Below are 20,940 nucleotides of genomic sequence, written 5' to 3'. Positions count from 1 at the left end.
GAATGACATCCAGTAATCAGAGATGATATAGAAAGTAAATTGAAGGTTATGTCTTTTACTTTACAAGCCCTGTAGCCTAATTTTAAAAATTACTACTATTTAACGTCGGATTATCGTATAAATGTATCAAATTTAGTATATAGTACTATATACTAAATGACCGCATTTTACATACCCCCTCACTTCAAAAGTTATCTTTAATGCGAATTTTCTGCAATATATTGATTATTATTACTTTGTTATCGGTTTTTGGTTTTGCAATAGCTGACAAGCAAGGGATGAACAAACAATTTAGCTTTATGTCAGCGGATTATATTGAATATAACCAAAAAGAACAGCTTATTTATGCTAAAGGTGATGTTCAAGTTATATTGGATAATTACTTTCTAACAGCTAATTCTTTGATTTATGATATAGGGCAAGATAAACTTTGGGCTGAAGGTGATATTAGAATTAAAGATCAGAAAAATAGAGTTATTCTAGGAGATCTTGTTATATTAAAAGACAAACTAAAGGCAGGGATAATCTCAGATTTTATTTTATATTTTGGTGATAATACACTATTAGTATCAAAATTAGCAGAAAGAGTAAATGAAGATGTTTTTCGTCTGCATAATACTACCTTTACTCCATGCAAAATACTATGTAACCAAAAACCTATTTGGCAAGTTTCTGCAAAAAATACTGAGATATATCTTAATAAGAATAAAATGGTTTATAATCACCTATTTTTTGAGGTATATGGTGTACCAATCTTGTATATACCATATTTTTCTCATCCAACACCTAAGGCTCCCGCAGAATCGGGAATATTGATACCTAGAGTACGGGATAATGCTTTGGGAATACCGCTATATTATAGAGCTAAACCTAATCTAGACTTTACTCTAACCCCTAGGATTTTTTGGCAAAAGCATAATATTATATATAACATTTTTGAACTAGAAGCTCGTTACAAACCGAATAAAACTGATTATATATCTTTAGACGCTAATTATGGTAAAGTACCATACTCTATAAAAGATGGTGATGTAACGATAAAAAACCGTAAGGTGAACTCATATTATCTATTAAGCAATGGTAATTTTACCAAAAACGATTATAGATACGGATTTAGGTTACAACGTACTTCTGATAAAGCTTATTTAAAAAATTACTATAACAATTATACTCCGTATTTAATGTCTAAGTTATATTTAGAACATGTCAATAATTATAATTACTTATTGACGGAAGGAATATATTTTGAAGGGTTGGGAACAAATGATTCTAGTAGTACGAATCCATTAATTTTCCCCAAGGTTAGAACCAAGAATGTTATACCTCTAAATGACGAAGAAACTAGTAACTTAGTTGTAGAGAATAATGCATTAATCTATAAAGAAAGAAGTGGAAAGGAACTAGGTCGAGTTGCATTACAACTAGCAGTGGATAATAATTTTTTAACCGAGGCAGGTCATTTGTTTAACGTTACCTTACGGAATAGATCAGATGTATATTTTATTAATCACCTATATCCAAATGATTCTAGGACTAATCATGTTCTAACTAGAAATACACCTGAAATCCAAAATATTTGGCGTTACCCATTAGCTGGATCAATTTTTGATAAAACTAGCCTGTTTGTAGAACCAATTATATCCGTAACTATTGGACGTAGACATAATTCTAATAAGAAATTTTCCTTTATTGATCCATCAAAATATGAACTATCAGAAAATAATATATTCAATTCGAATCGCTATAGTGGTATAGATTATCATGAATTTGGCAATAGATTAAGTTATGGGGTTAATTCTTCTATACTATCGGAAGAGAATTATACAAGTTTATTTCTAGGACAAACCTATAACACTGCTATTAATGCTAACTCTATTAATAATATTGAAAATGTTGGTAGAATTGCTAGTAGTTTTGCTGATAAGATAGAGCTGTTCTATAGATTTAGAAAAAGTAGAAATTTTGATCCAATTAGAGATGAATTAGGTGGAAGCCTTAACTCTAAGAAAATTCAGTTAACTGCTGGATTGGTTCAGATTTCAAATTTACAGAAATATTATTTTACAGATAAATTAACTGATAACAAAATAAGGCAATTTTACTACAATTTCACTTATCAATTAACAGAAAATTGGTCAGTTGCCTATGATATGAGAATAAATTGGCCAAAAAGCAAACTAAATGTTCTTTCTAAGAGTATCCAAGTGACATACTTGAATGATTGTGTTAGAATAGCTGGAAAACTTTCAGACAATTATATGGTAGATGGTAGTAGGGGAATAAAAAAGAATTCTGCTATACCTACTATTTCTATAGGTTTAAAAATATTAAACATGTGAGTCTAAAATTATGAAGAAGTTATTTTGTTTAGTTGCTATCGTTTTTAACCTAGCTATAGCGAAAGCAGAATTATCCAATATAGTTGCATTAGTTAATAATGAGCCAATTACATTACATGAATTTCTAGCTAGAAAACACATGATCATGGCACTTAATAATATTAACAATCCTGATTCTCAAACAGATAAGCAACTTGACAGGATGGCAATTAACAGCGTGATTAATGATTTACTGCTTTATCAGTCTGTAAACGGTAAAAAAAGTTCTGATAGTGAGTTAAATGAGTCTATAGAGACTATTGAGCAACGTAATAAAATGGCAAAAGGACAATTAATGCAACTTTTGAAGAGTAAATCTGTAGATATTAATAGTTTTAAATCTCAGATTGGTGCTGAAATTATCAAAATGAATATTTTATCTAGTATTTCCAGATCAGTTGCTATTAGTGCAAAAGAAGTTGATGCTATAATATTAGCGACTAATTCAAAAGACGCAGAAATATCGGTCCAAATCTTTACTTCAAAAGATAAACAGGATAAAACTTTGCAAAAGATGTATGGGTTACAAAAACGCCTTACAAATTGTCACGATATCAAAGAATCTTTATATAAAGATTTTTCTACGTTAGAGATAGTCAATCAAAATTTAAGTACTCTAGATTCTACGCTACAAACAATTCTCAAGGATTTAAATACAGGAGAAAAAAGTAGTGTTTTCGAGATGCAAGATGGGTTTAAGTTAATCTTAATGTGTAATAAAAAGATAGTTAATGTTACTCTAGATGAAAATGATTATGTAGTAAATCTTCTGACCAATAAAAAAATGTCACAAAAAGCCCAAAAATACTTTGAGGATATGCGTAAGAAAGCATATATCAAAATAATGCTACCTTTGTGATATACTCGAATGATCCGAGTACACTACCTTCAATCGCCAAGCATGCCAGCCAACATGGTATTGTTCCTATTAAGAAATATGGTCAAAATTTCATTTTTGATAGTAGTCTATGTGATAAAATAGTTCGCGTAAGCGACCTCCAAGAAAATGACTCTGTATTAGAAGTTGGTCCTGGTACAGCCGGACTCACTAGAGCTATCCTTTCCCACAACCCTAAATCTTTAACTGTGGTTGAAACTGATGCTAGATGCATACCGTTACTAACGGAAATAAGAGAGTTATACCCTAATCTGCATATTATTCATTCAGATGCTTCTAAATTTGATCTATCAACCTTAAGTCATGACAAAACACATGATAAAATAACTATTATTTCAAATTTACCTTATCAAATAGGTACAGAGTTAGTCATAAAATGGTTAAAAAAATCATACTTAATAAGTAGTATGACTTTAATGCTGCAAAGAGAGGTTGTAGAGCGAATATGTGGTAAAGTTGGGACAAAATCTTATGGCAGATTATCAATAATATGTCAGTTACTTTGTTCAGTCGAAAAATGCTTTGATGTTAATCCGCAAGCTTTCTACCCTGCACCAAAAGTCCACTCTGCAATAGTGAGACTCGTGCCTTTTGATAATCCATTAACATCTGAAGTAATTGGGAAAGTTGAACTAATTACTAGACTAGCCTTTAGTGAACGTCGTAAAATGATTAAATCATCTTTAAAGAAACTAACCCCGTACATAGAAGATTTGTTATCTCAATTAAAGATTGATAATTCTTCTCGATCTGAAAATTTATCACCACAAGATTATTTGTCTTTAGCAAAATTATACTCAAATGAACCACTACATCGCTATTAATATCACTACCAGTAAATATTTATTGTTAATTGTCAATTTTTTACTTTGGTATACTTGGTAATGTAATGATACAATTCATTACGGTAAAAGTAACCTACTTAACACGCCAATTCGGGATAAGAATTAACTAATTCTTATCCCGAATTGGGGTTTAACCATATAATCTCAGGTATATATTTATGAGAATAACCAAAATCTTCCTAATCTATTGTTTCGTAGCTATAGTAAATCTACCTTATGCATTATGTGCAGATACAAATAAAACAATTTATATAACATCTGATGATGGTCCTCTTGGAGGAACAGAAAATGTTATTAATGTCATGACCCAAAAAAAGACTCCTATTACCATGTTCATGGTAGGATTACATTATGATAATTCGAGTCCTAGACTAAAGAAAGCTGTTGATCTAGCTAAAAAAAACCCTTTTATTGAAATAGGAAATCACAGCTATACTCACGCTAATAACCACTATAGGAATTTTTATCATCATCTTCCGAATGTAATTAAGGATCTTAAAAAAAATAATACTGTTTTTGGTTTCACTGGTTCACATATCAATACTAGACTACCAGGTAGAGATGTATTCCGTCTCCCTAACCTAAGTAAAGATGATCCATATATTTCAAAAGAAGAAGATAAAGTAGAAAAAATAGATGATGATGGAATATATAAAAATGGCTTCTATCTATATGGCTGGGATTTAGAATGGACACATAATCAGCATGGCAAGCCAATTCAATCCTTAGATACATTAGTGCAAGAGATAGAAGATAAATTTAACAGAAATGATACTGTCTTACCTAATAAATTAATTTTACTTATGCATGATGAAATGTTTCAAGACCAATTTAATGGCAAAGAAAATTTAAGTCAGTTAGTTGATCTTTTACATAAAAGAAATTATAAGTTTGATTTTATTAAAAATTATCATGTAGAGTGATTTTTATCTATAAATGCTTTAAAGAATTGGATTAGAAAATAAATGGTGAGCAAATAATTTATATTAACCTCAGTTCGATGTAAGAATAATTATTATTCTCTGCACGCTCGATGTCATCCCTGCGAAGGCAGGGATCTAAAAATGTTTAAGCACTTAATCCTTGCTACTTCTTTAGACCCCTGCCTACGCAGGGGTGACATCCCCCACAATAGAGATGATACTGGGTCTAGTATTAACTTGTTACATCGAATTGAGGTTATATTAATAACAAGTATATTTTATTAAGATTAGCTCTAGGGTAATTTGAAAATCACAATCAATAGTTAACGTATGTAGTAGCATGAACTATCAAAGAGGTCATTCCCGCCTACGCGGGAATGACCTCGTTTTTGATCCTGTAAGTACCATACTAACGTTGGCGTTTTTGATCCATGCGGGCAATGCCTACGCGGGAGTAACATCAAGGATACACTAATGCTATATTGAACTTAGGTTGTCTATTCGCTTTACACTCCGTGACGTTCTATTATTTGGCTTTTTATCTCTGCAATAGCTTTAGCTGGATTTAAACCTTTCGGACAAGTTTTTGTACAGTTCATAATCGTATGACAACGATATAATTTAAATGGATCTTCTAAAGCATCTAAACGTTCTCCAGTATATTCATCCCTAGAATCAGCAATCCACCGATAGGCTTGTAGTAAAATCGCAGGTCCTAAATACTTATCACCATTCCACCAATAACTTGGGCAAGAGGTGGAACAACACGCACATAATATGCATTCATATAAACCATCTAGTTTTTCTCTATCCTTAAGAGACTGCAATCTTTCAGTATTGGAAGGTGGCGGACTGTCAGTTTTTAGCCAAGGTTCTATTGATTCATATTGAGCATAGAAATGCGACATATCAGGTACTAAATCTTTTACTACCTTCATGTGCGGTAGAGGATATATCTTGACATCACCACGAATTTCTTCAATAGACTTAATGCAGGCAAGTGTGTTAGTTCCATCTATATTCATCGCACAGCTACCGCAAATTCCTTCACGACAAGAACGCCTAAAAGTCAAGGTAGAATCTATTTCATTTTTTATTTTAATTAAGGCATCTAGAACCATTGGACCTGTCTTGCATAGATCTAACTCATAAATATCAATTCTAGGATTTTCTTCAGAATCTGGGTCATATCTATAAATTCTGATATTACGTAACTTAACCGCTTCTCCAGAATGTTGATATATAGTACCTTTACGGACTTTAGAATTAGGTGGTAATCTAAGTTCTGCCATGTTTATTCCTTATCCAAAATTCTAACTATATTTCAGAGCAATTTAAAAGCACACTTCTCTACCGTAGCCACAACTTTTAAATTACCCTGCTGTTCTTTTCTGATTTAGTTTCTTAACTTTTACAGTACCACCATGGTCATTTTTTATTGGAAATAAATTTTCCTCTTCTGAATTCATAGACCTACCACTAAGCAAGTTTTTAATCTGCTGACCGGACAACGTCTCATGTTCAATCAATACTTTAGCTAATAAATGAAGTTGATCAATATGTTTAGTTAATATATTTTTGGCAAAATCATAGCCTTTTTCAATAATTTTTCTCACTTCTGTATCAACTAATTCTGCTGTATGTACAGAAGTATGACCTGCTCCCCTACCACTAGTATATAGATCTTCATTACTCGAACCATGATATACTGGTCCTATTGCATCACTTAACCCCCAGTCCGTTACCATATCTCTAGCCATTTGGGTTGCCATTTTAATATCTGAAGAAGCCCCAGAAGTAACTTTATCTCTGCCAAAAATAAGCTCCTCAGCTACCCTGCCAGCCATTGCCACCGCTATATCAGCTTCCATTTTATCACGTGGCATAGAAAAACGATCATTTTCAGGAAGTCGCATAACCATTCCAAGTGACCTACCCCTTGGAATAATAGTTGCTTTGTGAATTGGATCAGAAGCAGGACAATACAACCCAACCAATGCATGCCCTCCCTCATGATAAGCAGTTATTTTTTTCTGCTCATCTGACATAACCATAGAACGTCTTTCTACACCCATTAACACTTTATCTTTTGCCTCTTCTAAATCTGCCATACTTACTTCTTTTTTACCCTTGCGAGCAGCAATTAATGCAGATTCATTGACAAGATTAGCAAGATCTGCTCCTGAAGATCCAGGAGTTCCTCTAGCTATGATTCTAGCGACTATATTTGAGGCACATTTTATTTTCTTCAAATGTACTTGTAAAATTTGTTCTCTACCATCAATATCTGGATTAGGAACAGTAATTTGGCGATCAAATCTCCCAGGTCTTAGCAACGCTGGATCCAATACATCTGGTCTGTTAGTTGCAGCAATAATAACTACCCCTTCATTATCCTCAAACCCATCCATTTCGACCAGCATTTGATTTAGTGTTTGTTCACGTTCATCGTTGCCACCACCCATACCAATACCTCTGTGGCGACCTACTGCATCTATTTCGTCAATAAAAATTATGCAAGGAGCATTGCGTTTACCTTGTTCGAACATATCACGAACACGGCTAGCACCAACGCCAACGAACATTTCAACAAAATCAGAGCCAGAGATACTAAAGAATGGGACATTTGCCTCGCCAGCTATAGCTTTTGCTAGGAGAGTTTTACCTGTTCCAGGTGATCCTATAAGTAAACATCCCTTTGGAATTTTACCACCAAGTTTTTGGAATTTGCTTGGGTCTCTAAGGAAATCAACAATTTCAGTTAATTCTTCTTTAGCTTCGTTAATTCCAGCAACATCTTTAAAAGTAATTTTCGGGCCTTTATCTGAAACTAGCTTAGCTTTAGATTTACCAAAACCCATGGCTTTTCCTCCACCTTGCATTTGACGCATGAAAAATACCCACCCACCTATCAAAAGAATCATTGGAAACCACGAAACAAATATGTTAAACAACAAGTTCATTTTTGTATCAGGTGGCACTATTTCAATATGAACCGAATTGCTATTTAGGCGATTTATTAGATCTGGATAGTCAGCAGCATAAGTCGAAAAAGAAGATCCATCACTTAGAGTTCCATCAATTATTCTACCTTGAATTTTAACAGAACTTATTGCTTTTTCATCAATTTTGGTTAAAAAGTCTGAAAAAGCGATATTACTTTTTCCTCCAATAAAACCATCATTTTGAAACGCATGAAAAACAAGTACTATTAAAACAAAAATCGACACCCAAATTAGAACATTCTTACTTTGATTATTCATCTACTACTCACCTAACAGAAATGTGTAAAACGCGATATAAAATTAGGAGAGAAAGAAACACTAAGCCTTCTCCCCAAACCTTGGTCATTATAATACGATATATGGGGTATGGCTATAACTTTTTCAAGTATCTTGACTACTGGTAGGGTGAATAAAATAGCTATATGATTGTTAAAACTTGCGTCTTTCAGTATTTTAAAATCTAAATCTTGCCTTATTTTACTATAATCCTTGATCGTTAGGTTACTGATCAAATAGCCTGAATTATTAGACCTCTTGTATAATTCTACTTCTGCTGGTAATTTGGGCGTCGGGGCTAGACTCGAATCCTCACATACGTTATTCGTACTGCTTTCGGTTCTGTGTTCCGGCTCTCCTACAAATTCCTGAGCTAGAGCGAATTCTACAAGAGGTTTATTGATATAGAAATGAAATCTACCATCCCATACATCTACATTATTAAGCCTAATATCTATAGGTAAATTCCTACCAAATTCTCGGTAAATTATTAGATTATTACTAATTTTTTTAATCACGCAACCATGGAGTGTCTTAATAAAGTCTATTTTTTGTTGTAATAGTTCTGTTATCATGCTTATTGAGCCTGATCTACTAGTGCGGTTCTTACCGCTAATAATGATAAGTACAAAACTGATTACCTGTAGTGTTATTGCACTAGAAAATTCTGCAAATTTTAATAAATTTACAGTAGCAAAACCGAAATCATAAATTTTTACTGATTCTGCGATGCAAGCAATCAATTCCGGTTGCCATTTTTCTTCTACTACTTGGTTAATTCTAGATTGTTGAGAAATTATTTGATTTTTTATAGATTCTCCTTCTAGGGATAGCTTTTTTCTAATGATATTTCGTTGATATTTGTCAGATTTATTAGATTCATCTTCAAACCATTTTACATTATTGGTAACTAAATATGCAATTAACTGCTGTTTCGGAATGTTAAACAATGGTCTCACTATTTTAACATTATTATACCAACTAATATTGCTAGCACTAAGTCCAAATAGGCTACTTTTTTTTTCTAATCTCAGACAATAATTTTCCATATAATCATCCAAGTGATGTGCTGTTAAAATTGCCAATATATCTAACTTGCTACATAAATCAGTCATTAATTTATAACGACCTTCTCTAGCCCTTGCTTGTAAATTAGAAAAATTATTTTGGTAATCGAAATGAAGTTGGTGATATCTATGTCCCAATTTATGGCTTAAGTCTCGTACATACTCATGCTCCATCTTAGACTGCTCTCGTAAATGATGATTAACTAACATCACTACTAGCTTAATACTATTAGTGCTAGCCCATTTATGTGTTAACATTAAAAGGGCTATGGAATCAGAACCACCCGAAATAGCCAATGCGATAGACCTCAGGTGAGGTCTATCAACTAGCTTTTCAATATTCTGCTGAAATTGTTCATAAAGCATTATTTAGGCAAATCTTTTTTGTCAGATTTTTTCTCAATAGAGCTAGTATCCTCTTGGTTTTTAGCTGAATTTTTTCTTAAGGATAGTATTCTTTTTTTATAGTCTCGTTCTTTGGCAAGATAGTTTTGAGCTTCTTGTGAGATTTTTTTATATAATTCACGTTTTTGGTCATTAATTTTAGCCACTTCTATTCTATATTTTATTATTTCTTCTCTTAGTTCTGCTGAAACTCCCGCAACATAAGACTTGAAATCGCTCTCAATTTTTTGTAATTCATCATTACTGCCATTACTACTAATATTAGTTTTATTGGCATTTGATTTTGCAGCTGTTGTATCTGCTAAGCTATTTGAACTTAGTAATAGTAATCCTATTATAGTAGTAATTAATCTCTTTTTTTTCATCATCATACGCTCCTAAAATGTTTTTATATATTTTTTACTAAACGTGAAATCTAGCAAAATTTAATATACACTATAATAATCCTATTTAGTCAATCAAAATATACTGAGAAAATCTTTTTAATACCAAATAATATCATAATTTTTTAATATACTGTTATATTTAGAGTATTAGTTATTAAATATGATAATTTTACTTGATATTAATTGATACTTTATCTAAAGTAGTTGAATGCAACAAATTTGTTAATATACAAGAAGGAAAAAATATGGGACGTAACAAACATAATCAGGGAGACTGGGCTAATCATTTCCGGAAATATAATTTTTCAAAACAAGATAAACCTCTTCCTAAAGTAGAGCCTCTTAAGTCGTATACAGCTAAAGATATGCTGTTATTGACAACTCTTTCTATGATTCGCCCTAACTCGATAGATAATAAAGATAGTTTGCCAGCACATTATATTGTAAAACGTGCAACAAGTGAGGGTTATACATTAGAGGGTACTACTACCTCTGATGGCATTACTACTCCTAAAAATAATACTACTGAAAAACCAATTTCTCACGATCAGGATGTTAGTAGTACAATGTTAACAGGAGCAATTTTAGGCATAGCTGGTAGTTTAGCTGCTGGTTCTGTTATTATAGGTTCTGTCGCTATATACAGAGCATGTAAAAGTTCTCACAGTAAGAACGAAAACGTTGATTACCCAATAGTTCCTCCAGTAGATATTAATCCGATAGATATTAACTTGTCAATAACGACAACACCCCAATATGTACTAGAAGAGACTCAAGATATATCTTTAGCAGGTAATACAACAACGTAGGTAGAACAGTAATAAAAATAATATAGTATCAACTCTTCGCTGCTTTCAAGAATTATTTTTTAAAAGCAGCATGGATGAACCGTAGTCACATATAGCTAACTCGAGAAGGTTTTAGGCAAAAACGATGTCATCAACTATGATGTTTAAAAAATTAAAAAAATCAAGTGCAAAGGCTATTAAATATTATAGGGTAATTTAAAAGTCACAATTAATAGTTGCTATAGATATAAATTCAACCACCATCGATGTCATTCCCGCGTAGGCGGGAATCCATAATACTGAATAGTCTTTCAGGCTTATTTTTTTAGATTCCCGCCGTTGCTAAGAATGACATCGAGTGCATATTAAGCACTTTTTCCTTTATCTATTAGGCTTGCAGCCCAACTTTTAAATTACCCTGCTCAAATTCGTGCTTATTCTTCTTGACACTAAAGACAATAAGCTTTAATATGTAACCCTAACCAATAAGTAGGTTAGGTCTTATATGGCAGTTATTTCTAAAATTTTTTCGTATCTCTCTATAACTCACAATACATCACCTACCTCAAAATTAACAAATAGACTGTCAGAATATGTCTTTCCTATCGAAAGGCATGAATTATCTAAATTTCTATATGTAACATTGTTGATGTTTTGTATTTTATTTATACAAAATATTATCAGAGCCTTAAAAGACAGTTTGGTTAATACCATGATTGGTACCGAAACTGTATCATTCCTTAAATTTTGGGGGGTTCTACCTTCGGCATTTCTGCTGTCGATAATCTATGTGAAATTAGTAAATAACATGAAAGGAGAATATATATTCTACCTTATATTGTCAATTTTCCTACTATTTTTTGCCTTATTTGCCTTTTATATTTTTCCTAATCACCTAGCATTACATTTGAGTAGTGAACATGCTGGCGTTTTAATAAAGTCTTATCCAAACTTGAAATGGTTTATATTACTTTTATCTAATTGGAGTTTCTCTCTGTTTTATATTATAGCAGAATTGTGGTCGAGCGTGATATTTGCATTACTTTTTTGGCAATTTGTTAATAATATAACCTCGGTGGAACAATCGAAAAGATTCTATCCTTTATTTGGACTTTTTGCTCAAACGGGACTTTACATATCAGGTAAGTTTCTAGAAAATTTAGCTTATTTAAATCAATTTCTAATTAAAAAGTTTGACCTACAACATACAGAGACTGAACTTTCAGTACAAATTATATTAGGTTGTGTACTGGTATTAGGCGTAATAGCATTGGCAACTTTTTGGATGCTGAACCATAAAATATTAGATAAAATTCAGGTAGAAAAACTGCAATTTTCTGTCAAGAGACAATCGTTAACTCTTATAGAAAGTTTTAAAATGATTATTGCTTCAAGATATATTAGATTAATTGCTACATTACTTGTTTGTTATGGTATAGCTATAAATTTAGTTGAAGGACCTTGGAAAGCATCAGCTTCAAAGATTTATAAAACACCTACGGAATTTGCTGCTTTTGTTGGCAATTACCTAAGTATTACTGGTATATTTACCATTTTATTTGTTATTCTTGGCTCTAATATTGTAAGAAGGTTGGGCTGGTTTACAGCAGCAAGTATAACGCCAATAATGGTCTTTATAACTGGCATGCTATTTTTTTCAGTATCTAACTTTGATGGGTTTGCTGCCATAATAGTGGTTAGCTTTATGCTAACTGATCCTTCTTTGATTGCTATTACAATGGGACTAGTAAACAATGTTCTAAGTAAATCAAGTAAATATACTTTATTTGATTCTACAAAAGAAATGTCATATGTTCCTCTAGATACCGAACTTAAGACAAAAGGTAAAGCAGCTGCCGACGTAATTGGTACTAAACTTGGAAAGTCAGCAAGTGCCCTTCTCCAGTCTTTAATATTTATTATTTTGCCTTGTGCGACTTATCAATCTATTTCTATATATTTAATGATAGTATTTGGCATAATTTGTACCATATGGATTTGGGTGATTAGAGAATTAAGTAAAGAGTACAATAATATAACATCATGAATCTTAGATATTATTCCTTAAATCTAAGATAACAACTAATATACTCAAATGATTTGAAGAATTGGATTTGAAAATGAATGGTGAGCAGCATAGTACCCTACATTTTTTATATAACCACTATTAAAATGGCTGCTGATTGTCATTGCGATGAGTCGCTGAAAGCGGCGACGCGGCAATCCAAGATACGCGAAGCGTACTAGAAAAAACAGCTTCGCTGTTTACTTGGATCGCCACGGCATCTAAAGATACCTCGCGATGACGATTATAGAAAAATGTAGGGTACTATGGGTGAGCAGGCGTAGCGTACATCTAGTACATGAGCATACGAATCCATGATATTTTCAAAAAACAATTCTTCAAAGCAGAAGAGTATAGCTACAATTTAGCATATTAATTTTTAACTCCTGCTCTAAAATAACAACTAGATCATCAGAGGATTTTGATTTCCATTTACCAGCAACATAATAAAAATGGTAAGGACCACTAATCGGTGAAGATAACCAAATTTCTTTAGCAGCTGAGTGTTTGTTAATAACAAATACTCCTTGGTTAGTAGTTAGGGTTAGAATATCACCTTGAAAATCAATATCGATAAGACAATTCTTATCCTCTGCCTCAATTGTATCGGCAATTAAAGATATTGTTTTTTCAGCCAATTTGGCAAATTCAGTATTGTCCATACTTAATGCTCCTTCAAATTTTTGCGATAAATCTCAACGTACTTATTGTGATCGTTAAGGTTATTGGAAAAATTATGCCCTCCCTTAATGTTCACAACAAAATATAATGAATCAATTGTAGCAGGATTTACTACAGCTTCTAAAGATTTTACTCCAGGGCAAGAAATAGCTCCAGGTGGTAAATTAAAGACATAATATGTATTATAGGGTGATTGGATAGCTAAGTCTTTTTTAGTTAATCGCCTTGCTAGTTTATCTTTCCCAAGTGTTATAGCATAAATCGTCGTTGGATCTGCTTGCAATTTCATATGTTTGGTAAGACGATTTAGAAATACAGCAGCAATCAAAGGTTTTTCTGCATCTAAGCTAGCTTCCTTCTCCACAATGGATGCTAAAATTAAGACGTCAAGACGGGTTTTTAATGGGGAATTGGGTGATAATTTCGCCATGACTTTGTCAAGCTGCAGGGACATTAATTTTCGCATTTTATCAATGATCTGCTCTTTTTGATCGCCATATGAAAAAAAATAAGTAGATGGCATTAAAAATCCTTCAGGAATTGTTCCTAGAATCTCACCAATTAAGCGTTCTTCATTATTAATCTTCTGTATTATTTCATGCACACGCATACCCTCAGGTATAATCATTTTATGAATAATCGATTTGCCATTGGACAATATTTTTAAAGTTTGCATTGGAGAAATATTTTGAGTAAAAATATATTCCCCACTTTTTATAGGATGTTTTAATGAATACATTTTTGTAAGAAATGCAAATAAATAAGGATATTTAATGATTTTGTTATCATTTAATATCGTAGTAATTTGATTAATCGACAATTTAGGCTTGATTATTAGAGTTTTACTTTCTGCAAGTAAACCAGGTACAAATAAGTAAAATATACAAAAATTGATTCCGCTGATCAGCAAAATCAATGTAATAGTTACAAAAACAATTTTTATTTTTAGTATTTTCTTAAACAAGCTATACCTAATTAGAATGAGATGATTTCAGAAGATTATAACATAAAATAAACTAGCACTAATAGTATACTTTAGAATAAAAAATCAAGAATTGCGTTGTCGTCTTCAGGAGCAGCATTGACCATAGTACCCTACATTTTTCTATAATCGTCATCGCGAGGCATCTTTAGATGCCGTGGCGATCTAGGTAAACAGCGAAGCTGTTTTTTCTAGCACGCTTCGCGTATCCTGGATTGCCGCGTCGCCGCTTTCAGCGACTCCTCGCTAATAGACAATCAGCAGCAATTTTAATAGTGGTTATATAAAAAAAGTAGGATTCTATGAGCATTGACATACGCCTTAACTTCTTCTTCACTTTGTAATTGTTCTCTTAAGTAATTAGCAAATTTTTCCATATGATCTCATATATAGTGAAACCTATTGAATTAGGTGATACAAATTTTGTGTCATACCTACGAAAGCAGGTATCTAGATTCCCGCCTACGCGGGAATGACAATTTACAATTGTTATGTTCTTTGTCACCTAATCCTATGGGCTTAACTATAACGCGAATTCGGGATAAGAGTTAACTAATTCTTATCTCGAATTGGAGTATATACTCAAATGATTTAAAGCACGAGGTATCTTCTTGGAATTAATAGATACATTAAACGCCATAGAGACCCATTTTCCAAGTTCTTCCTCTTGATCTAAAATTTCAGGTAATACTTTCCAATATGATATAGTTACCAGCTTATTTTTGCTATTATAGGTAAATGGCTGTGAGCCAAAAGATTTAAAATATTTAGCGGCGAAGCTATCTGCTTTAAAATATAGCTCACTTTCTGCAATAATCCCTATTATCACTCTATCTTTATATATACCATAACTACCGAACATCGCACGAGTAGTTATTTGACCTTACTATTACCCACAAATATTAGAGTTAGCTAATTGATAACCTTGAACTAGATCAAATAACCGTTGCCATCCTCTCCACAATACAATAGGACCAGGCTCTAGATCATTTTTTCTTGCTAAATACCCACCCAATTTAGCAACCCATATTATAGCATTTTTTATTGTAGGAATTGTATTATTAGGGGGAGCTGCTTTGTGTATCTTTACATACAAAACTCGCCATTCTTCTTCAGCTAATATTACACTACATGGTAGATTAGGATTAGTTCTGCCAATTAAAGTAATAAAAAAAATTCTCCAAGCAATTATGCTCATGATTGTCAAGTATTTTATTAATCTTTCTCCTGTTGCAAGTCTACATTGTTCAACCCTAAATCCAGATTTTAAAATTTTATGAAAAATTTCAATTCTCCATCTTAAACAATACCATCTTACTTTCTCTATAGCTTCTTCAAAATTATTGATAACTATATTGGTTAGTAACATCCATTCTAATGGTGTTGTTCCACTAGGGGGACGACGCTCAATAACATTGATGGCATATACTGGTAAATTTGGCAATGTTTCTGTTTTATGTCTTACATTGTTTACAGGAGGATTCATTATAAATTTTCCAAATCTAACTTCCAAATGTCTAATCCTATTAGCTTTATTTTCTTGACTAGTATCTTTAACTGCTATTTCTCCAGCACACTGGAAACCCGATACTACCTTCCACAAATATTGTCTATCTTTTTTGGAATATTTTGACTTTTTATTTATTTCTCTATCCTGTGCAGCTCTAACTAAAACTTTAGATTTCTGAGCTTGTGCCAATTCAAAAAAATCATATATATCAGCTTCTCTATCACAAACAGTTATAATTTGGGTATTACTATTATTCGTTGCATTAATAGTGTTCTGTAATGCATTAAGCCACTTCATACTTTCTTTATCTTTAATATGTACCGCATTACCATGACTAGTTTTTTTTAACTGTTGTATTTCTTCAGGCACTGCTGGTCTATTGTGAATCTTTTGATCCAACAACCCAAGTGCTAATCCATTGGTAGCAACCGCAAAGGCAGTATGCATTATCAGACCTTTACATTCAATATTTTTAACATTCTTTCCCTCTTTTCTTGATAACACACCCAATCCAGTAGTTTTTTTATGACTAGTATATGTGATATAACTAGTATCTTGTATAACAAGAACTTTATCATGCTCTTTGATTCTTTCTACTGCTTTAGCAATATGGGCTTCTAATATTTTTGATTCCTTAACATTATCGTTTTTAAAAAAACGATATGCTGCTTTTGTTTCTGCCCAATTTCCACATGCTTGATTAATTGAGCTTTCAGGTATATTTGCAAAATTATCAGCTATCTTTATTAACCTATTTGTCAGCCTTTTATCACCCAAAATAGCTCCACTAAATTCCTCGGTCAAATAATTATTTATTATTTCTTGACTCATACTATACCTCTACAATGTAATATTTTAATTGCAAATCAGTATATTATTTTTACTTCTTTTTCACCATTGTTATTTTGTGGGTAATAGTAAGGTTATTTGACCGAAAGGTGCTAATATATCTTTTATATATTCAATAAATTCATTATTTCTTACAATCTTGTACATACTTTGTACTTTTTATTTTTATAAGCTCATCATACTTTGCTTTAAGCTCATCTAGAGAATAATTACCATCATAATAGCCTTGGATATTAATGATTCTTTCTAAATAAAAATTCAACTGCTCAGCATTATTCTTTAGAATATCGTTATCAATTTTTAAGTCTTTCGTAATATAACCCAATGCTTGATTTTTGATAGCTGAGCAGTATAATTTAAATTCTTGGATTTTTTTTATAATGCTTGGAATATCTTCTGGCTTCATTACTATCAGTGCTACTAACATAACCACTAATATTTCTCCTAGAGACATAATAGACCTCTTCATAATTCTACTTCTGCTGGTAATTTGTGCGTCGGGACTAGTACTACAATTGTAGTATCACTAGATTATCAGTAGTAAAAACGATGTCACCCCTGCAAAAGCAGGGGTCTAAAAAAGTTGAATAGTCTTCTTGGCTATTTTCTTAGACCCCTGCTTTCGCAGGGGTGACAATATTGTGAGTAACTACAACTGTAGTACTAGACTCGAATCCGTAACGGAACTATTCCAACCCTCCTACAAATTCCCTAGCAGAAGCGAATTCTGCAAGAGGTCTATTTTATACTAACTTTTTATGACGATATTTAGGATTAATAATATTTTCCCCTGTTAAATTAATCATATAATCATGGTAATCTTGGTAATTTCCTTCAAACCATGTAGCATTTCCATCTTTATCAAAAGCAATAATATGTGTTGCTATTCTATCTAAAAACCAACGATCATGGCTTATTACTAATACACATCCAGCAAAATCCAAAATCGCATCTTCCAAGGCTCGTAACGTATCAACATCAAGATCATTCGATGGTTCATCAAGTAATATAACGTTAGCTCCCTCTTTTAGTAATTTGGCTATATGCACTCTATTGCGTTCACCACCAGAAAGTTGCCCTACTTTCTTCTGTTGGTCTCCACCCCTAAAATTAAAGGCTGCACAATAAGCTCGACTTTTCATTGATCTAGAACCAAGTTGTAACTCTTCAAGACCTGAGGAAATCTCATCCCACACAGTCTTGTTATCGTCTAAATCATCTCTTGATTGATCAACGTAACCAAGTTTAACAGTTTGTCCTAATTTAATAGAGCCGTGATTTGGATCAGTTGTGCCAGTGATAATGTTAAATAAAGTAGATTTACCTGCTCCGTTTGGACCTATAATACCAACAATAGCTCCTGGAACAACCTTAAAGCTAAAATCTGATAACAACACCTTATCACCGTATCTCTTTGCTATATGCTCTGCCTCTATAACTAAATCGCCTAGGCGTGGACCATTAGGTATAATAATTTGTGCAGTGCCGGATCTTTGTTCTTTTTGTTTGGTCAACAAATCCTGATAGGCGGTAATTCTAGCCTTACTTTTTGATTGCCTAGCTTTTGGTGATTGACGTATCCATTCAAGTTCTCTTTTTAATTGTTTACTCCTATCATCTTCTTCTTTATCTTCAAGCTCTAATTTTGCTTGCTTTTGCTCGAGCCAAGCAGTGTAATTAGAATGCCATGGAACACATCTACCACGATCCACCTCTAATATCCAATCCGTTACATTATCAAGAAAATATCGATCATGGGTAATAACTACTACAGTACCTTTATAATTTTTTAAATAATTTTCTAGCCAAGATACCGATTCAGCATCTAAATGGTTTGTCGGTTCATCAAGTAATAACATATCAGGCTTTTCTAGTAAAAGTTTACATAACCCAACTCGTCTTTTTTCCCCACCTGAGATTTTTGTAACATCAGCATCTTTATCTGGACACCTTAATGCAAACATAGCAATCTCTATTTCCCTCTCTAAACTCCAAGCATCACAACTATCTATTTTCTCCTGTAGATCAGCCTGTTTTGCTAGAAGTTCGTTCATTGCATCATCTGACATTTCCTCAGCAAATTTATAGCTTATTTCATTAAATTCATCGATTAAAGCTTTCTTCTCACTTAAACTTTCCATAATATTATCAAAAACATTTCTAGTAGGATCAAGATGCGGCTCCTGAGCTAAATAGCCAACCCTAATCCCACTAGCTACAAAAGCCTCACCGTCATATTCTTTGTCAATACCTGCCATAATTTTTAAAAGAGTAGATTTACCTGCACCATTTGGACCAATAATACCAATTTTTGCTCCTAGTAAGAAGGATAAATACGTTTCTTTTAAGATTTGTTTACCATTAATAGTCTTACTTAGACCATTCATAACATAAACATATTGATATGACATAACTCTTAATTCCTTTATTTTTTGTAATTTATTTGTAGTTTCTAAATAGTACTGGTACAGATTAATCTGTACATGAATTCTTTAAGGGAACTAATATACATATACAACCTAAATATTTTGTTTATTTGTCCAAGTTGTAAATTCAGACATACTAAAAACACCTTTTAAGTTTCCATGAACTTGATCCTTTAACCATTGTAAAGCACCTTTTTTGTAACCATCTCCATCTATAATGATAATAACATCATAAACACTTTGTTTTCTAATATTTAATATTGTATAAGGGTATTTTTCATCTGCAGAACCGCCTGATTGTTGCCACTTAGATTCAATAACAAGACAATTAGAATGTTTTGTAGGATGATATAGAATAAAATCGCATTGCCAAGCAGTATTATAGATAGTTTCTCCTAAATTAAATTGTCTAGTATAGATTGGTTGGGCTAATGCTTGTGAAGCAATAAATCTAGTCTTGGGAACAAAAACGTAACCTTCCCTAACAAGACGATTATTTATAAATACCTCAAGTTCGTTCCCTGTTTTATTTGCAGTTGTTCCACCTTGTATTTTATTCATAATTTCTAATCAAAACCTCTTCTGCATTTTTCCTTCCATTAGCTTTACAATTAATAGTGCGTGGCACTTCTATAATTTCTATATAAAAATCTTTATACATATGCTTTATAAACTGAATATTAGAGTTTGAAAGCATAAAATATACACCCTTATCGTTTAACTCTTTACATTTTTGATAAAGTTTTATCTGATCTATTTCTGTAAAATCAAGTTTTGTATATTTAGTAAACGATTTATTATTTATAGGATGATAAGGAGGGTCAATATAAACAAAATCACCTTTATTTGGAGAAATTTCGCTGAAATCTTGATGTTGTATATCAACATTTTGTAGTAGTTTACTACAAGCTATTATATTTGTCTCATCAACTATTGCTGGATTTTTGTACTTCCCCATAGGCACATTAAATTCCCCTTTGTTATTGACTCTATACAAACCATTATAACAGGTTTTATTAAGATATATAAAACGTCCAGCAACTTCTACATCATTATCATTAATAAATTGTTTTCTGATTTTGTAATAATATTCTTCACAATGATTTACTTTATGTTTTGTTAGTAGCTTTATCAATTCTTGAGGATTATTTTTAATCACAGCATATGTAATAACTAAATCTAGGTTTATGTCTGATATAGTTGCACTAGATGGAGTAAGAGCAAACAAAAGGGCTCCTCCTCCTACAAATGGTTCATAATATCTTTTATAAGTTTGCGGTGTTCTTGTGGATAATTCTTTTATTAAACTTCTTTTTCCACCTACCCATTTTACAAATGGTTTTGCTTTACTGTCGTTTTCAGTTATTATGTCATCATTTTTTAGTACACTTTTTCCTATTTTTGATAAAGCTTCATTAAACGATATTCCTAAATTGTTTACTAATTCAATTTGCAT

18 protein-coding genes are annotated in these 20,940 nt (G+C 32.3%); 6 read left to right on the top strand and 12 right to left on the bottom strand.

What is annotated here, in order from left to right:
• The first annotated feature begins 200 nt into the window (after positions 1-200).
• The 4 genes from AAGD29_RS06645 (at position 201) to AAGD29_RS06630 (ending at position 5,044) form a co-directional block, all read left to right on the top strand.
• Positions 201-2,339 carry an LPS-assembly protein LptD gene (locus AAGD29_RS06645; RefSeq protein ID WP_341757552.1) on the top strand — a complete coding sequence of 713 codons (2,139 nt, stop codon included), beginning with the start codon at positions 201-203 and terminating at the stop codon, positions 2,337-2,339.
• Between the two features lie 10 nt (positions 2,340-2,349).
• Positions 2,350-3,237: a SurA N-terminal domain-containing protein gene (locus AAGD29_RS06640; protein WP_341757551.1), complete on the top strand. Its 888-nt coding sequence runs from the start codon at positions 2,350-2,352 to the stop codon at positions 3,235-3,237.
• Positions 3,237-4,100, top strand: a complete 864-nt coding sequence (gene rsmA / locus AAGD29_RS06635) for a 16S rRNA (adenine(1518)-N(6)/adenine(1519)-N(6))-dimethyltransferase RsmA (protein WP_341758771.1) — start codon at positions 3,237-3,239, stop codon at positions 4,098-4,100. The genes AAGD29_RS06640 and rsmA overlap by 1 nt, the downstream gene beginning before the upstream one ends.
• Before the next feature lie 179 nt (positions 4,101-4,279).
• Complete coding sequence (locus tag AAGD29_RS06630) at positions 4,280-5,044, top strand: polysaccharide deacetylase family protein (protein WP_341757550.1); 765 nt, start codon at positions 4,280-4,282, stop codon at positions 5,042-5,044.
• A 506-nt stretch (positions 5,045-5,550) separates the two neighbouring features.
• On the opposite strand, the gene AAGD29_RS06625 is transcribed toward AAGD29_RS06630, so the two are convergent.
• From AAGD29_RS06625 to AAGD29_RS06605, 4 genes are all read right to left on the bottom strand, one after another.
• Positions 5,551-6,336 (bottom strand): succinate dehydrogenase iron-sulfur subunit, encoded by a 786-nt coding sequence (locus tag AAGD29_RS06625; RefSeq protein WP_341757549.1) that lies wholly within the window; start codon positions 6,334-6,336, stop codon positions 5,551-5,553.
• Between the two features lie 81 nt (positions 6,337-6,417).
• Positions 6,418-8,307, bottom strand: coding sequence for an ATP-dependent zinc metalloprotease FtsH (gene ftsH, locus AAGD29_RS06620; RefSeq protein ID WP_341757548.1), 1,890 nt, complete (start codon positions 8,305-8,307; stop codon positions 6,418-6,420).
• A gap of 11 nt (positions 8,308-8,318) precedes the next feature.
• Positions 8,319-9,758 (bottom strand): tRNA lysidine(34) synthetase TilS, encoded by a 1,440-nt coding sequence (tilS, locus tag AAGD29_RS10310; RefSeq protein WP_410521139.1) that lies wholly within the window; start codon positions 9,756-9,758, stop codon positions 8,319-8,321.
• Positions 9,758-10,168, bottom strand: a complete 411-nt coding sequence (locus AAGD29_RS06605) for a hypothetical protein (RefSeq protein WP_341757547.1) — start codon at positions 10,166-10,168, stop codon at positions 9,758-9,760. Before AAGD29_RS06605 ends, tilS begins: the two co-directional genes overlap by 1 nt.
• 188 nt (positions 10,169-10,356) lie before the next feature.
• On the opposite strand from AAGD29_RS06605, the gene AAGD29_RS06600 reads away from it, so the two are divergent.
• Positions 10,357-10,992: a hypothetical protein gene (locus AAGD29_RS06600; RefSeq protein ID WP_341757546.1), complete on the top strand. Its 636-nt coding sequence runs from the start codon at positions 10,357-10,359 to the stop codon at positions 10,990-10,992.
• A gap of 520 nt (positions 10,993-11,512) precedes the next feature.
• Positions 11,513-13,018 carry an Npt1/Npt2 family nucleotide transporter gene (locus AAGD29_RS06595; RefSeq protein ID WP_341758770.1) on the top strand — a complete coding sequence of 502 codons (1,506 nt, stop codon included), beginning with the start codon at positions 11,513-11,515 and terminating at the stop codon, positions 13,016-13,018.
• 356 nt (positions 13,019-13,374) lie between these two features.
• Here the strand turns inward: AAGD29_RS06595 and cyaY are convergent, their stop codons facing one another.
• The 8 genes from cyaY to AAGD29_RS06555 form a co-directional block, all read right to left on the bottom strand.
• Entirely contained in the window at positions 13,375-13,698 is a 324-nt protein-coding gene (gene cyaY, locus AAGD29_RS06590; protein ID WP_341757545.1) for an iron donor protein CyaY, read from the bottom strand.
• Positions 13,699-13,700: 2 nt separating this feature from the next.
• Entirely contained in the window at positions 13,701-14,669 is a 969-nt protein-coding gene (gene mltG / locus AAGD29_RS06585; RefSeq protein ID WP_410521197.1) for an endolytic transglycosylase MltG, read from the bottom strand.
• A gap of 589 nt (positions 14,670-15,258) precedes the next feature.
• Positions 15,259-15,576 (bottom strand): TfoX/Sxy family protein, encoded by a 318-nt coding sequence (locus AAGD29_RS06580; RefSeq protein WP_410521196.1) that lies wholly within the window; start codon positions 15,574-15,576, stop codon positions 15,259-15,261.
• Between the two features lie 12 nt (positions 15,577-15,588).
• Positions 15,589-17,040, bottom strand: a complete 1,452-nt coding sequence (locus tag AAGD29_RS06575; RefSeq protein WP_341757292.1) for an IS4 family transposase — start codon at positions 17,038-17,040, stop codon at positions 15,589-15,591.
• A 142-nt stretch (positions 17,041-17,182) separates the two neighbouring features.
• Positions 17,183-17,527 (bottom strand): DUF2672 domain-containing protein, encoded by a 345-nt coding sequence (locus tag AAGD29_RS06570; protein WP_341757542.1) that lies wholly within the window; start codon positions 17,525-17,527, stop codon positions 17,183-17,185.
• 274 nt (positions 17,528-17,801) lie between these two features.
• Complete coding sequence (gene ettA / locus AAGD29_RS06565) at positions 17,802-19,469, bottom strand: energy-dependent translational throttle protein EttA (protein WP_341757541.1); 1,668 nt, start codon at positions 19,467-19,469, stop codon at positions 17,802-17,804.
• A 108-nt stretch (positions 19,470-19,577) separates the two neighbouring features.
• Complete coding sequence (locus AAGD29_RS06560) at positions 19,578-20,045, bottom strand: PD-(D/E)XK nuclease superfamily protein (protein WP_341757540.1); 468 nt, start codon at positions 20,043-20,045, stop codon at positions 19,578-19,580.
• On the bottom strand, positions 20,038-20,940 hold the full coding sequence (locus AAGD29_RS06555; RefSeq protein WP_341757539.1) for a DNA adenine methylase: 903 nt from the start codon (positions 20,938-20,940) through the stop codon (positions 20,038-20,040). The genes AAGD29_RS06560 and AAGD29_RS06555 overlap by 8 nt, the downstream gene beginning before the upstream one ends.

Source organism: Candidatus Tisiphia endosymbiont of Ditula angustiorana (genome assembly GCF_964026425.1).
GTDB lineage: Bacteria > Pseudomonadota > Alphaproteobacteria > Rickettsiales > Rickettsiaceae > Tisiphia.
This window is presented reverse-complemented; position numbering and strand designations above follow the sequence as displayed.

Bases quoted from the DNA above. Each gene is read 5' to 3' on its own strand.
- AAGD29_RS06645 (WP_341757552.1), top strand. From the start codon at position 201: ATGCGAATTTTCTGCAATATATTGATTATTATTACTTTGTTATCGGTT.
- AAGD29_RS06640 (WP_341757551.1), top strand. From the start codon at position 2,350: ATGAAGAAGTTATTTTGTTTAGTTGCTATCGTTTTTAACCTAGCTATA.
- AAGD29_RS06630 (WP_341757550.1), top strand. From the start codon at position 4,280: ATGAGAATAACCAAAATCTTCCTAATCTATTGTTTCGTAGCTATAGTA.
- AAGD29_RS06625 (WP_341757549.1), bottom strand. From the start codon at position 6,336: ATGGCAGAACTTAGATTACCACCTAATTCTAAAGTCCGTAAAGGTACT.
- ftsH (WP_341757548.1), bottom strand. From the start codon at position 8,307: ATGAATAATCAAAGTAAGAATGTTCTAATTTGGGTGTCGATTTTTGTT.
- tilS (WP_410521139.1), bottom strand. From the start codon at position 9,758: ATGCTTTATGAACAATTTCAGCAGAATATTGAAAAGCTAGTTGATAGA.
- AAGD29_RS06605 (WP_341757547.1), bottom strand. From the start codon at position 10,168: ATGATGATGAAAAAAAAGAGATTAATTACTACTATAATAGGATTACTA.
- cyaY (WP_341757545.1), bottom strand. From the start codon at position 13,698: ATGGACAATACTGAATTTGCCAAATTGGCTGAAAAAACAATATCTTTA.
- AAGD29_RS06575 (WP_341757292.1), bottom strand. From the start codon at position 17,040: ATGAGTCAAGAAATAATAAATAATTATTTGACCGAGGAATTTAGTGGA.
- AAGD29_RS06570 (WP_341757542.1), bottom strand. From the start codon at position 17,527: ATGAAGAGGTCTATTATGTCTCTAGGAGAAATATTAGTGGTTATGTTA.
- ettA (WP_341757541.1), bottom strand. From the start codon at position 19,469: ATGTCATATCAATATGTTTATGTTATGAATGGTCTAAGTAAGACTATT.
- AAGD29_RS06560 (WP_341757540.1), bottom strand. From the start codon at position 20,045: ATGAATAAAATACAAGGTGGAACAACTGCAAATAAAACAGGGAACGAA.
- AAGD29_RS06555 (WP_341757539.1), bottom strand. From the start codon at position 20,940: ATGCAAATTGAATTAGTAAACAATTTAGGAATATCGTTTAATGAAGCT.